Source organism: Clostridium sp. JS66, from assembly GCF_033561535.1.
Taxonomy (GTDB): Bacteria; Bacillota; Clostridia; order Clostridiales; family Clostridiaceae; genus Clostridium_AM; species Clostridium_AM carboxidivorans.
Window position 1 is genome coordinate 5,342,228 of the sequence record NZ_CP131467.1, and the last position, 13,652, is coordinate 5,355,879.

General features: G+C 29.5%; 14 protein-coding genes. All 14 read right to left on the bottom strand.

Annotation, left to right across the window (positions count from 1 at the left end):
- Position 1: 1 nt before the first annotated feature.
- Positions 2-1,951: a hypothetical protein gene (locus Q6H37_RS24750; RefSeq protein WP_318737386.1), complete on the bottom strand. Its 1,950-nt coding sequence runs from the start codon at positions 1,949-1,951 to the stop codon at positions 2-4.
- A gap of 15 nt (positions 1,952-1,966) precedes the next feature.
- A complete protein-coding gene (locus Q6H37_RS24755) occupies positions 1,967-3,445 on the bottom strand; it encodes a glycosyltransferase (protein ID WP_318737388.1) in 1,479 nt (492 codons plus the stop codon).
- Between the two features lie 159 nt (positions 3,446-3,604).
- On the bottom strand, positions 3,605-4,519 hold the full coding sequence (locus tag Q6H37_RS24760) for a flagellin (RefSeq protein WP_318737389.1): 915 nt from the start codon (positions 4,517-4,519) through the stop codon (positions 3,605-3,607).
- A gap of 153 nt (positions 4,520-4,672) precedes the next feature.
- On the bottom strand, positions 4,673-5,017 hold the full coding sequence (locus Q6H37_RS24765) for a flagellar protein FliT (RefSeq protein ID WP_318737390.1): 345 nt from the start codon (positions 5,015-5,017) through the stop codon (positions 4,673-4,675).
- A 6-nt stretch (positions 5,018-5,023) separates the two neighbouring features.
- Positions 5,024-7,546 (bottom strand): flagellar filament capping protein FliD, encoded by a 2,523-nt coding sequence (gene fliD, locus Q6H37_RS24770; protein WP_318737392.1) that lies wholly within the window; start codon positions 7,544-7,546, stop codon positions 5,024-5,026.
- A 65-nt stretch (positions 7,547-7,611) separates the two neighbouring features.
- The gene (gene fliS / locus Q6H37_RS24775; RefSeq protein ID WP_318737393.1) at positions 7,612-7,998 is read right to left on the bottom strand and encodes a flagellar export chaperone FliS; all 387 of its coding nucleotides are present in this window, start codon (positions 7,996-7,998) and stop codon (positions 7,612-7,614) included.
- A gap of 113 nt (positions 7,999-8,111) precedes the next feature.
- Positions 8,112-8,414, bottom strand: coding sequence for a hypothetical protein (locus Q6H37_RS24780; RefSeq protein WP_318737394.1), 303 nt, complete (start codon positions 8,412-8,414; stop codon positions 8,112-8,114).
- 35 nt (positions 8,415-8,449) lie between these two features.
- Positions 8,450-8,830, bottom strand: coding sequence for a flagellar protein FlaG (locus Q6H37_RS24785; RefSeq protein ID WP_318737396.1), 381 nt, complete (start codon positions 8,828-8,830; stop codon positions 8,450-8,452).
- 32 nt (positions 8,831-8,862) lie between these two features.
- Complete coding sequence (gene csrA, locus Q6H37_RS24790) at positions 8,863-9,081, bottom strand: carbon storage regulator CsrA (RefSeq protein ID WP_318737397.1); 219 nt, start codon at positions 9,079-9,081, stop codon at positions 8,863-8,865.
- A gap of 73 nt (positions 9,082-9,154) precedes the next feature.
- Complete coding sequence (gene fliW / locus Q6H37_RS24795; protein WP_318737399.1) at positions 9,155-9,580, bottom strand: flagellar assembly protein FliW; 426 nt, start codon at positions 9,578-9,580, stop codon at positions 9,155-9,157.
- 32 nt (positions 9,581-9,612) lie between these two features.
- Positions 9,613-10,959 carry a flagellar hook-associated protein FlgL gene (gene flgL / locus Q6H37_RS24800; RefSeq protein WP_318737400.1) on the bottom strand — a complete coding sequence of 449 codons (1,347 nt, stop codon included), beginning with the start codon at positions 10,957-10,959 and terminating at the stop codon, positions 9,613-9,615.
- A gap of 19 nt (positions 10,960-10,978) precedes the next feature.
- Positions 10,979-12,937, bottom strand: coding sequence for a flagellar hook-associated protein FlgK (gene flgK, locus Q6H37_RS24805; RefSeq protein WP_318737402.1), 1,959 nt, complete (start codon positions 12,935-12,937; stop codon positions 10,979-10,981).
- A 12-nt stretch (positions 12,938-12,949) separates the two neighbouring features.
- On the bottom strand, positions 12,950-13,360 hold the full coding sequence (locus tag Q6H37_RS24810) for a flagellar protein FlgN (RefSeq protein WP_318737403.1): 411 nt from the start codon (positions 13,358-13,360) through the stop codon (positions 12,950-12,952).
- Positions 13,361-13,374: 14 nt separating this feature from the next.
- Positions 13,375-13,641, bottom strand: coding sequence for a flagellar biosynthesis anti-sigma factor FlgM (locus tag Q6H37_RS24815; protein WP_318737405.1), 267 nt, complete (start codon positions 13,639-13,641; stop codon positions 13,375-13,377).
- Positions 13,642-13,652: the final 11 nt, after the last annotated feature.

Below are 13,652 nucleotides of genomic sequence, written 5' to 3' on the forward strand. Positions count from 1 at the left end.
ACTATCCTCCATTATTCCCAATTTGGATACTTTTTTTCTTATAATAAATGCTTAATTCCTCATTGCCTTTTAACTCTTGAACGTATGCCATATTACATAATAAATCATAGTATTCATTATCTATATCAAGTCCTTCTTTTATAACACTTTCAGCATAATCTATTTTTCCTTCCATAATAGCTATAACTGACTTCATAGAATAAATTTCAATATCATATTTTACTATGCTTTCATATTCATTTATTAGCAATTTTGCTTCTTCTATTTTTCCTTCTTCTATAACTTTTTGTATTTCTTTCTTTGCCTTTTGTTTATAATTTTCCAATTCACTAAGCTTTTGTTTTTTCTCATCTTCACAGTAATTCTTCCATAAAGCTCTATACATCTTCTCTAATTCTCTTGTAAATTTATCGCCTTGCATAAGAAGAGATTCTTTCATATTATTTCTTAAATTTAATTTTATTTTTTTTAAATTTTCTACATCATTTGCCAGATAAACAGCTTTTTCAATATATTCTTTTTCGTTATATGCTATTAGCTCACTTAAACCCACATTGGTTAATAAACTAACTCCTACTCTTGATGCATGTCTTTTTCCAGCCAAAGTTATAACTGGAACTCCCATATACATAGCTTCACAGGTAGTAGTTGTACCATTATAAGGATATGTATCTAAAGCAATATCAACATCATTATATCTATTCATATGATCTTTTTCTTTTATATCTCTTTCTATGAAGTTTAATTGATCTTCTTTTACACCATATCTTAGAAATCTATTTTTAGTATAACTTATTATTTCATCATCTAAAAAAGCAGTATTTTTAAGCATTAGTACAGATTTATCCACCTTTTTTAATATATCACACCATATTCTTATAATATCTTCTGTTATTTTAGCCATATTATTAAAACACCCAAAGGTTATCCTCTTATTTCTAAATGCAGCTATATCCTTATTTATATCTGGACATTGTGCTGCTGAATAACACAAAAATGTTTTTGACATTCTTATTAACTTCTCACTATAATATTCATCTGTTAATCCTTCTGGATCTGCATAATTATCCGTTATTCTGTAATCCATATTTTTTAATCCTGTAGTATTAGGATATCCTATCCATGTAACTTGTATAGGTGCTGCTCTTTTGGCAAATACATCTAATCTATTTCTTCCAGCATGTGCATTTAAATCTACTAATATATCAATATCATCCTTTAATATAAGCTCTTTAACCTCATCATCTTGTATTGAAGATATCTCTCTCCAGCCATTTACAATAGATTTTAAAGATGCTGTTATATTATCTTCCGTTAAAACATCTGAATAACAGTATACTTCAAAATTATCCTTATCTTGTGCAACTAACGGAGCTGCCATAAAATACATAACCGAATGTTTTCTAAAATCTGATGATACATAACCTATTTTCAGTTTTTTATTCACATCTAAATTTTTATTTTTGCTATTAAACCTTATCTCTTTTTCTCCTAATAACTTTCCAAAATTTAAATGCTGTAAAAACAATTCCTTATCCTCTAAAAAAAAATCATAATTAAAAGTTAATAACAAATTACTATATATGTTAATCTTATTATCCGAAGCTTCAATTGCTTTTTTGAAATAGTAAATTGCTTTTTTATTTTCCCCTATTTTACTCAAAAGGTGTGCATAATTATTAAACCCTGAAACACTATATTCCTTTAAATTCATGGCTTTTTCAAAATATTCTCTTGCCATAATTATATTTTCAAGATTTAAATAACACTCAGCCATGTAATAATTTGCATAAGGATAATCTGGAATGATAGAAATTAATTTTTTATACCAATATATTGCCTTTTTCCAATCCTTTTTATCAAATAAATATATACCTGCTAACTTTTCTATAGCTTTAGCATCTACAGAGTTTTGCTGCAACTTTTTTTCTAAAATTTCTACTTCTTCCATAAAATAAATCTCCTTCTATTTTCCCATAACCTCTAGTATCTTTTTCAAATATATTTCCATAGGTCTAGCCATATTATTATTTAGTTCTACAGCTGTTTTTATAAGCTTTACCATAGTAAGTAAATCAAATTTTTGCAATGCATCAAAAACCTTTTTCATTTCTATAAAAAAAGATTTTTCTTCTTTTACTAAACTTAGATTTCTTTCAAGCATAAAATTTCCCAAACATAAATACTTATCAATTATTTCTAAATATTTGCTTGTATCTAAGCATTCTATCTGATTAGAATTTAAGGTTCTTTGAAATATAAACTCTATAGCTTTTTTCAATATATATATATTACTTATATTTATTTCATTTAAATTAATATTTTCTACAAAATAGACTAAATCATCTATTATATACTGTGCTGTAGTTTTATCTACAGTTTCAAACTCACAATTTTCTATCATATACAATATGTCTTTTTTCTTTAATTTATAGGAAGAAACTGCAGTTATACTTTGAATTTTTTTCTTACAATCTAATGAATAAAATAAGAATCGTGTATCATGAAAAATTTGATGTTTTTCAAGCTCATTTAGTAATTTTATATACTCATTTGAATACTGTAAAGCTTTTTCATAATTTTTTTCTGTATAAAAGATCTCTGCTAAACAATAGATTAAGTCTATAAAATCTTCTTGATGTTTTAAACCTTTGTTACAAAGTTCAATAGCCTCATCATATAATTTTAGAGATTTATATATTCTCGCTGCAGTGTTATAGTAAAGTAAAAATAATTTATTATATTTTAAATTATTAATTGTGCTGACAACAATTTTTATCTGTTCTAAAGCTTTTTCAAGTTCTCCATGCATTTCATACGTCACACTTAATTGATATCTATAATAAAGGTTTTCAGGGTGATCTTGAAGTTCCATTTCCAAGATTTCTGAATTTCTTTTAAACTTCTTTTCTTTTGTTTCTTCATCCATTATATATCCATAATGCAATACAGTTACATCTAAATCCATATGTGGTTCCATAATGCTTGGCTGCTCATGTATTTTTCCTGTATAAAAAAAATCCTTTGAGTTTTTAAAGATAAACCTTCTTGTAAAAACTCCAAAGTTTTTTAAAGATTCATCTGAAAAATTTTTTTCTTTAAAAGTAAAAGTATTAAATTTTTTATAATAATCACCATTAAATACTTCAACTATTTTTTTCAAAGAATTCTCTTCTATTTCTTCATCCGCATCTATTATTAAAACATATTCTCCTTTTGCTTTAGTAATACTGAAATTTCTAGCTGCTGCAAAATCATTATTCCATTGGTAAAAAAAAATATTATCCGTATAATTTCTTGCTATTTTTACAGTTTTATCTTTTGAACCTGTATCTACAAAAATTATTTCCCCAAATTCTTTCTCAACCAGATAATACAAACTCTTTAAGCATTTTTCTATATATCTTTCTTCATCTTTAGCTATAATACATGCACTTATTTTCATAATTATCCAACTTTCATATTAAATTAATTTAATAATACATTATAAGTATCGTATCTATATATTTTTTCTTTATTCACATGTTTTTATCAATATCTAAATAAACTTCATATAAAAAAGGACATGCATAAAGCATGTCCTTTTTTATAATTTTTATTACTATTAACCTCTTAATAATTGAAGAACTTGGTTTGGTGTTTGGTTTGCTTGACCTAGCATAGCTTGTGCAGCCTGAGTTAACACATTTGTCTTTGTGTAGTTCATCATTTCGCTTGCCATATCTACGTCTCTTATTCTTGATTCTGATGCACTTAAATTTTCACTTGCTGTATTTAAGTTGTTTATTGTATGTTCTAGTCTGTTTTGATATGCACCAAGTTTAGCTCTTTCTGATGATACAGTGTTTATTGCTGTATTTATTGCTGTAATTGCATTTCCTGCTGCTGCTGTACTTCCTACATTTAATGCATATTCATTACCTGTACCTGTTTTATCTGTTAATAAGTTAGTTGCTCCTGTTGCAAATGATGTACTTGCTGTTGTTGTAGTAATTTTTAATGCTAAAGATCTCATATCATTAATTTGAACCTTAAATGTCTGGCTTTCATTAGCTCCTATTTGTAATGTTGCTGATAAAGTCTTAGCTGAAACCGAATTAGATCCACCATTTAATATCTTTTGAGTATTGAATTCAGTTGTGTTTCCTATTCTGCTTATTTCTGAACTTAATTGATTAATTTCTCCTTGAATAGCATCTCTATCTATTGACACGTTTGTATCATTTGCTGATTGAGTTGCCAATTCTCTCATTCTTTGTAGAATTGAGTGAGTTTCGTTTAATCCACCTTCAGCTGTTTGGATCATTGAAATACCATCTTGAGCGTTTCTTGAAGCCTGGTCTAAACCTTTAATTTGTCCTCTCATTTTTTCTGATATTGCTAATCCTGCTGCGTCATCTCCAGCTCTGTTTATTCTTAAACCTGAGCTTAATTTTTCCATTGATTTTCCTGCAGTTGTAGTATTAGCTACCATGTTTCTGTGAGCATTCATTGCGTTTAAATTGTGATTAATTATCATTTTTATTCCTCCTTGATTTTTAAATTAAGCAAACATCCTTGTTTACTCATTTTTTAATTATTACATTAGTTATATCGGATTATATTTCTTTATCTTTATAGCTTTAAGTAAAATTTTCATATTTTTTGTTTTTGCTTCTTAATGAAACAATTTTTACATTTTTTTATTAAAAAATAGAGGATCTACACTGAATTTTTTATTATAACTATTTCTTGCAAACTTATTTTTAGCTATTAAGTCAAGTTCATTCCTTATTTTTACTTTCTTTTCATGCATCAAATCTGTTAATTTTTTTTGTAAAAATAAAATCTGCAATTTTTTTGCTATTTCTGAGAATTCATCTTTTGTATGTTCATTACCATTTATTTGATTAATTATATTTTCTCTTTTCTCAAGCAATCCTTCTATATCATCATAAGTTTCTGCTTCTACTATATTTATAAGCTTTAAGGTATACTCTCTATATTCATTTAAAAGAGTTTCCAATTCAGTATTCATCTATTTTTATTGACCTCCACCAAGCTGCTGTGCCAACCATGATGATTGAGAATTTAGTTTTTCAAGGGCTTGTTCCATAGCTGAAAACTGCTTATAATATTGATCTTCCTTATCGGACAGCTTATCATTAAGCTGCTTAATAAGATCATCTTTTTCTTGTAATTCCTTAGGTAAAAGGCCATTGGTATCTGTTATATCCCCTTGAACTCCTGCCTTTTGTATAAGTAGACCTTTATTTCCTTGAGCATCTCTTGACATTCTTACATTATCTTGTACTATATCGCTTATTCGTTGGAATATTCCTTCTTCTGAATATCGTTTTGCTCTATCACTATTGCTCATAACTGGACTATAATAAGGTTGAGACGTAGATTTTTGTGTGAATAATTTAGATATTTTATCACTATCAGTTTGCAAAGCTTGTTTTAACTTATCCTCATCAATTACAATTTTTCCTCTTTGAGTTGTATCATCAGATGTTGATAATCCTATATCGTATAGATTTATTCCTGCATCCTTTACTGTATCATAAAAAGCTGTTCTCATTTGTGAGGCCATATTCTCAAGACTTAAATCATTTTTTAACAAACCTTCTTTTGCCTTGCCTTCTAATTCTGTTATCTTGTCTTCTTGTCCACTATCCTTTAAAGATTTTTTTTCATCATCACTTAAAGGTTTGTAACTATACTGTCTCTTTTCATCTATCTTTGCATTTATTTTGCCTATCAAATCATTATATTTATTTACAAAATCCTTTATTTTATTAAGGGTGCCATCTACATTTTGTGCTACATTTAATGTTGATGTTGCGCCATTAGCAGCACTAGGGTCTATTTTATAAGTTACACCATCTATGGAAAAGTTATTTAAGGCTTCTGTAACAGTAGTAGCTGCTCCACCTGGTTCTGTTATTGTAAAAGATCCATCTACTGCTTTTTGTGTAGTTATCCCAGCTGGTGGTGTTGCGGCAGCTGTATCCACAGTTCCAGCTCCAAAAAGAGTACTCATAAATGCCCCTGAGTTATCTTTTGCTATAAAGTTTTTATCTGCTCCTGTGTTTCTACTTGCTATTGTAAAGTTTCTTGTAAGCTCACTATATCCAATATTCACATTAGCTTTGGTAGAAATTTCACTCATTATGCTTGATACGCTCCTACCTTTAGCTCCTATAATGCCAGTAGTTGAATCTGAAGGATCTGCTGCTCTTGAAAAATCATACTTGAATTCAACACCATTAATTGTAAAATCTGCCGAACCTGATAAAAGGTTATTGATACTATCACTTTGAGATTGAGCTAACTGTGAACCACTAGCAAAACCTAACGTACTAGCAGCAGAACCACTCAATCCTATTTGAGCTGAAGTAGTTGAAACTAACTGAATTGCATTGCTACCATCTAATGCAGCTCTTGCAGATACAGTTGCACTAGCTGCTGTCAGCTGCGTATTTATTTGTGTAATTAAATCTGTTGTTATATCTGCATCACTTGTTCCCGAACTTGTATAATCCTTCTGAGCAAGAGTTATTGTAGTTCCACCTATAGTGAAAGTATCATTTTTACCAGTTATTATTTGCTTATCATATCCAAAGCTATTTGTACCAAAATTTAATTTAGTTCCTGTTACTCCAGTATTACTACCACCACTTGTAACTGTAACTGCTGGTACAGCTGCCATGCTTACTGATCCAGCATGAGCAGTATTATCAGATTTATTTATAAAGGTTATATTCTGTCCATCTGTTGATTGCAATACCACTCCTGATGGAAAGGGTGTATTACTTCCATCTGAAGATTTTAAATTTGATAATTGTCCATTTATCATCCCTGCAATATCACTAGTGGAGTAATTTCCATTTGGCAATATTGCATTATAGCTCTTACCATCCACATTAAGAGTCATAGTATTATTAGTAGTATCTATCTTTATCTTTTTATTAAATTGGATATTTTTCCCATCGCCACTTACTACTGCTACTGCATTATCACTTAACTTTCCTGAACCTACTGCAACACTTCCCATTTTAGTATTTAAAGCTGCTGCCATTTGAGATAAATTACTATAGTTTCCTTCATCTAATGTAACTGTACTTCCATCTATTTGAAAAGTTTTATTATTGCTATCTACAACTATTGAAAAACCAATAGCACCACCTTGTTCCACATTTACAGTTTTACCTGATATGTTAGCTCCTTTTGCAACATTGTTAACTGTCATATTGTAAGTACCTGTTCTTGCAGCTGATGTAGCTGTTGCATTTATTTTTCCTGTAGTATCAGAACCAGTTACAGAAGATACAGAAAAGGTATTTGGAGATAAAATATATGTATCTTTTGTAACATCAAAGTAGGTACTTGAAAAGGTATTGATATTTGAAATTTGTTCTCTATATAAATCCTGCTGCCATTGAATTATCTGCCTATCTTGTTTAACCTTATCTACCTTAGCATTTTCAGCTTTCATAAGCTTTTGTATAGTACCATCTACGTCAAATCCTGAAAGACCAGTTATTCTATTTATATTACTCAATTTTTACACACTCTCCTTTCTTTTATTACACAAATTATTAATAAAATTGATTTTAATGTTCTTACCTATTTTGCCACTTTAGATACCTTATAAGCTTCATTCCACATATCTCTTATATTTTCTACAAGGGGTATAATTTCATCCATTATAGTTATATCTTTTTTTGTATTTGCATCTCTAAGTCTTCTTATTATAAAATCATATATATCAAGTAAATTAGCGCCCCAACTTCCTGTTTGTGTTGTATCTAGAGTTATCATAAGTTCATAAAATATATCTTGAGTTTTTACTATATTCTCATGTGCTTTAGGTATGTCTTTTTCCTCCATAGCTTGTCTCGCTATTTTACAAAACTTAACAGCACCATCCAAAAGCATCAACAATAATTGTTCTTTAGATGCAAAATTCACACTATTAGTTTTATATGTGTTATACGCATTTTGTGCATACATTTAAAATTCACTCCTTTTAGTAAAAATAAAACAAATACTTTTTATATATTTTTCTACATTTATTAATCCTATAAACTAATTATCGTATATTCATCGAAATTATTCAGTTAAAATTATTTTCTCACATCTAAAATATGACCTGACAATTCATCTGCTAATTGTTCTTCTTGTTCTTCTTTATATACTGGCACTTCTACCTCCTCAAACTTTACTGCATCAACTGATAAAACCTTCTTTTCCTTTTTTTTCTTTTCCTTTTCAAGTTCAGATGCAAAATTGTTCCTGTTTCCATTCTTTTTATCTTTGTTATCTTTACTTATAGATATACTACTCTTATTGTGAATTTTACCTGAACTGGTAGTTTCTTTAACTCTTTGTCTAACTTCAGGATCTATTTTATTCAATCTAAATTCCATAAAACTCACCCCTAATTATAAAATTTTAAGTTGAATTAACCCCTTTCATCAATCATTACTCCTGCTAATTCACATAGTTTATCCATCATCTCTACAAACTTTTTAGGAGGCACTTCCTTAATTACTTCCTTTGTTTCATTATTAACTATCTTTATTCCAATTTGTTTTGTCTTTCCTATCAACTCATATTCCACATGCGTTTCTCTATCTTCCAGCAATTTATTCAATCTTTCCACAGATTTCTTTACTTTTTCTTCATTTATTCTCGTTTCTTTGGTTTCACTAACTTTTTCAACAACATTTACTTGAGAAATATTATCTCTATTTTCTACTTTAACATTATCATTTAGATATTGTGTTGAAGGGTTTGCTGTAATAATATTTTGTCCTCCTTGACTTAATACATTAACTTCCATGTGCGAACACTCCTTTTTTTACATTAATATAATTATTCTTTCTTTAAATTTTTAAGTATATTTATGTCTACTACCATTGCTTCTTTATTTTCTTGCTCTACTTCCTTGTATAATTCTTTTCTTAAAATAGTTATATTTTTAGGTGCTGCTATAGAGAGCTTAACTGAACTATCATCTAATTTTACAATGGTAATTTCTATATCTTCTCCAATTAAAATAGATTCTCCCCTTTTTCTACTTATAACTAACATCGCATCATCTCCCCAGGAGTTTTAAAATTTCTCAAGTTAATTCTCAAATATATTATGCCATTTTAAATCTAAATTATTTTTCAAACAACAAATGCTTAATATTATACTTAGGATTATCTAATATTATCTGTTCTCCTGTTTTCTTCTTTATATTTATTACTATAGGCGCTTTTAAATTTATTGTTATATCTGAAACATTCTTACTTAAAGTTACTATATTTAAAACTAAAACCTCTTTTTCTTTCTCAATTTGCATTCTTTCCAATTGTGCACCATCTAAATTAAATTCATAATCATTAATATAAAGAAAAGGTGAAATTACTATAAAACCTGCATTTTCATCCTCTACAGAATGAAGTACATTAAACATTTCATTTTCTTCCACCGGGAAAATAATGAATTTTTTTAAATGTTCAAAACCTGGAATTCCTTTTTCAAATGTAATGACATCACTTTCATCATATTCCCTTATTCCATGATACTTTGTTGATAGTTCCATTTTTACACCTCTTATTCTTAGGTTATAAGATGTTATCTCATATAATCCATAAGCGTTGGCTGTAATATTTTCGCACTAGTTTGCAATGATGCTAAATATACAGTTTGTGCTACAGCAAATTCCATAACCTTCTGTGTTTCATCTATATCTTCTGTTTTTGAAAGTATATCATTCATATCAGTGTTTCCTTGAACGTTTTGTTCTTTAGCACTATCCATTCTATTTTGCTTTGCACCTACCTGTGAACGAACTTTCAATGTCTGTTTAATAGCTTTATCTAAATCTGCCAAATCTTCATTAACTAACGCTTTATTAGCTGCATCTTCATTGCTAACGCCATTTTCATCTTTTCCATCTAAATTGTTTACAATTCTAGAAAGCAAACTTCTTAAATCATCATTATCTCCATCACCATATTTTATTATTTCTGAAGCTGAAACGTTATAATCACTTAAAACTCCTTGAGATATTTCTGTTTGTCTTTTCGTATCTATCATATTAAATTGTAAAGCATCTTCAGAATTTGGATCTAATTTAACAGTATCTGTATTTAATTCAGTTCCATCAGCTTTACAATAGATAAGCTGAACATTTCCAACAGAAGTACAGTCAAAAGTATATGTACTTCCTGGTGCAGTTTGCTTTTTGGTGGTAGGATCTATAGTAGGGGCTTTATTACTGGTATTAGTCTCTATAGAAAAAGTTAAATCATTTCCTATATCAAATTTATTATCTTTATTAAGTGAAACTGTAGATGCTGAAGCAGTTCCACTTGCAGTAGTTTTTGACACATTTACTTTAGTTACTTTGCCTGAAGAATCTACTTCTGCTACTTCTATTTTAAATGTGGCATTACCAGAACCATAAAATTTACCACCTACAGTACCTTTTCCACCAGCAACAGTATTAGTTACTTCTCCATATGAAGAATCCATAGTTGCATCTACTGGTTTAGAGGCACCCTTTGTGCCTCCAAAAATATATTCTCCAGCAAAAGTAGTATTTAATATTTGAGATATTTGACCTATTCTTTGATTTATTTCATCTTTTATTTTAGCTCTATCATTAGAACCATAAGCTGCATCTCCTGATGATACAAGTCTTTCTCTCATACCCTGAAATACATTGCCCAATTGGTTTAATGCAGTATCTGTAGTGTCTAACCAATTTATAGTATTAGTTATATTTTTATTATATTGTGTATTTGCATCTATAGCTGTATGCATTTGCATAGCTCTAGCTACATTGAAAGGATCATCAGAAGGTTTTCTGAAATTCTTTCCTGTTGACAACTGCTGTTGAATAGTTTGCATATTATTTAAATTAGTTGTCATATCTGTTAAATAATTATTTGCAAGCATTTTATTAGTAACTCTCATTAAATATCACCTCTTTTTTTTACTTCTTAAGTCCATTTATTACCACATCTAGAAGCTGATCTACAGTAGATATAAGCTTGGCATTAGCTTGATAGCAGTGTTGAAATTGAACTAAATTTGCCATTTCCTCATCTAGAGATACTCCTGATACAGAGTCCCTAGACTGTGTAAAACCTGCTAGAAGACTTGCTTGATTGGTTACAGTCTTCTTTGCTTCCTGTTCTTGAATTCCAAGTCTATCCACTGTGTCTTTAAAATAGCTGTCTAAAGTCATTCCATTAGTTTTATTGATTATTGTATTTACCCCTAATTTAGAATTTAGTTGAAATATATCATTAAGAAAATCTGATTTTTTAGTTTTAGTAGAATTATCTGGATCCATATTCTGAATAGTCATAAGACTATCTCTTAAAGTTTCAACCCCCACAGCCCTATTTCCATCACTTTCACCCGTTAAAGGCTTATTGTTGCCATCATATTTAGCTGCAGTCTTTATTTTCATAGGATCATCTATTATAGCTTGATTTATAGTAATATTTCCTGCTGTAATATCAGCTTCTGCATCTTCTATTTTACTTAGATCCGTGCCAGTATATACTCCCTTTTTTTGAGCATCTGCATTTACGAAAAAGTTATTTACCTCAACAACATTGCCTTTACTATCAGTAGCATCTGCAACTGCATTTTTTTCCTGACTTTCTATACCATTAACTGCAAAGGCTAATGCTTTTGCAAACTTATTTAATTGTCCTTCATAAGTATCTATATCCTTTTGGACAGACATATATCCTTTAAGTTCTCCTGAAGGAGGCTGAAACATTTTCAAATTTTCAAATTTTATTGAACTTCCTGCTGGAAGATTACCTGATACTACTCCTTGGGATTTAGAAGATGTATCTACACTAAGCGCTACTCCATTATTATCTGCCCATAAAACTCTACATTGATTTAACTGTTTATATTTATCTGCTGCAGTAGTTTTAACTCCATTTGCATCTGTACTATCTTGTATATCTACAGTTATAGTTACAGCATTATCGCTGTTAGTTTTATCTCCATTTTTATAATAAGTTACAGTGTACTTTCCTGCGTCACCAGCCTTTTGCCCATTTGCTGCATCTGCTGGTTGTATGCTATCTATATAAGAAAATCTGCATGCTTGTTCTGGAAAAGTGGCTTGCACAAGATTAAGATTAGTGGTACCATCTGCAGCTAATGGTGGTCTTCCGTCATCTCCTGGTTGTTTAGCCTTTGCATCATCAGATGTTGTTATATTGTTTCCTTCAAGCTGTTTCCTATCTACATTTATTCCAAATTTTTCACTCAACTGATCTAAAAGTAAATCTCTTCTATCCATTAAATCATTTGGATTATTTCCTGCCACTCTAACCTGTATTATTTCTTGATTTAATTGATCTATTTGTTTCAATTTACTGTTTATATCAAAAATATCATCCTTTATAACAGTTTGAGTATTTTCTTTTAATTTTTCTAATTCACCATAAGTATGGTTCAAATCAGTAGTAAGAGTTAATGTATTTTGTGCTACTATGGATCTTGAATTGGATTCCTTGGCATTTGTTCCTAACGTATTCCATGCATCAAAGAAATTTCCTATATCCTTAGATATACCAGTATCTGTAGGCTCATTCATTATATTTTCTAGTTGACTTAAAAACTTATCTCTTCCTTTATACTGACCGTCAACGCCTTTTTCTACTCTTATTTGATAATCGAGAAAACTATCCCTTATTCTGTCTATTGTAATTACTTGAACACCCGTTCCTAACTGTCCTGGACCTACTGCATTATTTACACTAGGCATTGGAAAAGGTTTTGTAGTTTGCAGTTCCGCTCTCTGTCTTGAATATCCATCTGTGTTAGCATTAGCTATATTGTGCGATGTTACATCTATACACCTTTGCTGTGTAAACATTCCACTCTTTGATATATTTAAAGTTCCAAATAAACCAGACATTACATTTCCTCCCTATCTTCTTCTTCCATACGAATTATAAGTTTTAGGTGCTTTATTAGGATTTAAAAAATTAAGCATTTGAGTTGTAAACCCAAGCTGCTGCTTAATTAAAACATCATTTGTATCTTTTTGAAGAACTACCATGTCCAAAAGTTTTTTTATATTTCTATAGTTCTTTTCAAGCTCTATATCCTTAAGCTCCAAAACTATTTCACTCATGTCTTTACCGTGAGTTAAACTTCTTCTTTTCATTTCAAGGGAAGCCAGCACTTTACTACTTTGTTCTATCTTGCTTCTTACAGCATCCAGTGCAAAAACTTCCCTTTTTGTTAAATGTTGAAACTGTTCATCTAAACAAGATAGCAGTGTTTGAAGTGCTTTATGTTCTTCATTTATTACTGAATTTAATTCAGATGTGTTCATCATATACCTCCATTTTACATTTTCATTTCTTCAATAATCTTTGCTGCAACTAATTTTGAATCTATATTATAAGTTCCATTTTTTACTTCATTAGTTAATCTGTCTATTTTTTCTTTTGAATTTATGAACTTATCATCTAATGAATAGGAGCTCAAACTTTTACCTATTGAGGATATCTGAACAGTATCATTCTTTTGAACTTGATCCTTTTTTTCTATAGTTTTTTTGTGCTTTGAATAAAGACTTATAACTTTATTCGGATTAATTCCATTCACTTTCATAATCATACACT

What these genes read in the sequence shown, in the direction of transcription:
- Q6H37_RS24750 (WP_318737386.1), bottom strand. Translation starts at nt 1,951, where the DNA reads ATGGAAGAAGTAGAAATTTTAGAAAAAAAGTTGCAGCAAAACTCTGTA.
- Q6H37_RS24755 (WP_318737388.1), bottom strand. Translation starts at nt 3,445, where the DNA reads ATGAAAATAAGTGCATGTATTATAGCTAAAGATGAAGAAAGATATATA.
- Q6H37_RS24760 (WP_318737389.1), bottom strand. Translation starts at nt 4,519, where the DNA reads ATGATAATTAATCACAATTTAAACGCAATGAATGCTCACAGAAACATG.
- Q6H37_RS24765 (WP_318737390.1), bottom strand. Translation starts at nt 5,017, where the DNA reads ATGAATACTGAATTGGAAACTCTTTTAAATGAATATAGAGAGTATACC.
- fliS (WP_318737393.1), bottom strand. Translation starts at nt 7,998, where the DNA reads ATGTATGCACAAAATGCGTATAACACATATAAAACTAATAGTGTGAAT.
- Q6H37_RS24780 (WP_318737394.1), bottom strand. Translation starts at nt 8,414, where the DNA reads ATGGAATTTAGATTGAATAAAATAGATCCTGAAGTTAGACAAAGAGTT.
- Q6H37_RS24785 (WP_318737396.1), bottom strand. Translation starts at nt 8,830, where the DNA reads ATGGAAGTTAATGTATTAAGTCAAGGAGGACAAAATATTATTACAGCA.
- csrA (WP_318737397.1), bottom strand. Translation starts at nt 9,081, where the DNA reads ATGTTAGTTATAAGTAGAAAAAGGGGAGAATCTATTTTAATTGGAGAA.
- fliW (WP_318737399.1), bottom strand. Translation starts at nt 9,580, where the DNA reads ATGGAACTATCAACAAAGTATCATGGAATAAGGGAATATGATGAAAGT.
- flgL (WP_318737400.1), bottom strand. Translation starts at nt 10,959, where the DNA reads ATGAGAGTTACTAATAAAATGCTTGCAAATAATTATTTAACAGATATG.
- flgK (WP_318737402.1), bottom strand. Translation starts at nt 12,937, where the DNA reads ATGTCTGGTTTATTTGGAACTTTAAATATATCAAAGAGTGGAATGTTT.
- Q6H37_RS24810 (WP_318737403.1), bottom strand. Translation starts at nt 13,360, where the DNA reads ATGAACACATCTGAATTAAATTCAGTAATAAATGAAGAACATAAAGCA.
- Q6H37_RS24815 (WP_318737405.1), bottom strand. Translation starts at nt 13,641, where the DNA reads ATGAAAGTGAATGGAATTAATCCGAATAAAGTTATAAGTCTTTATTCA.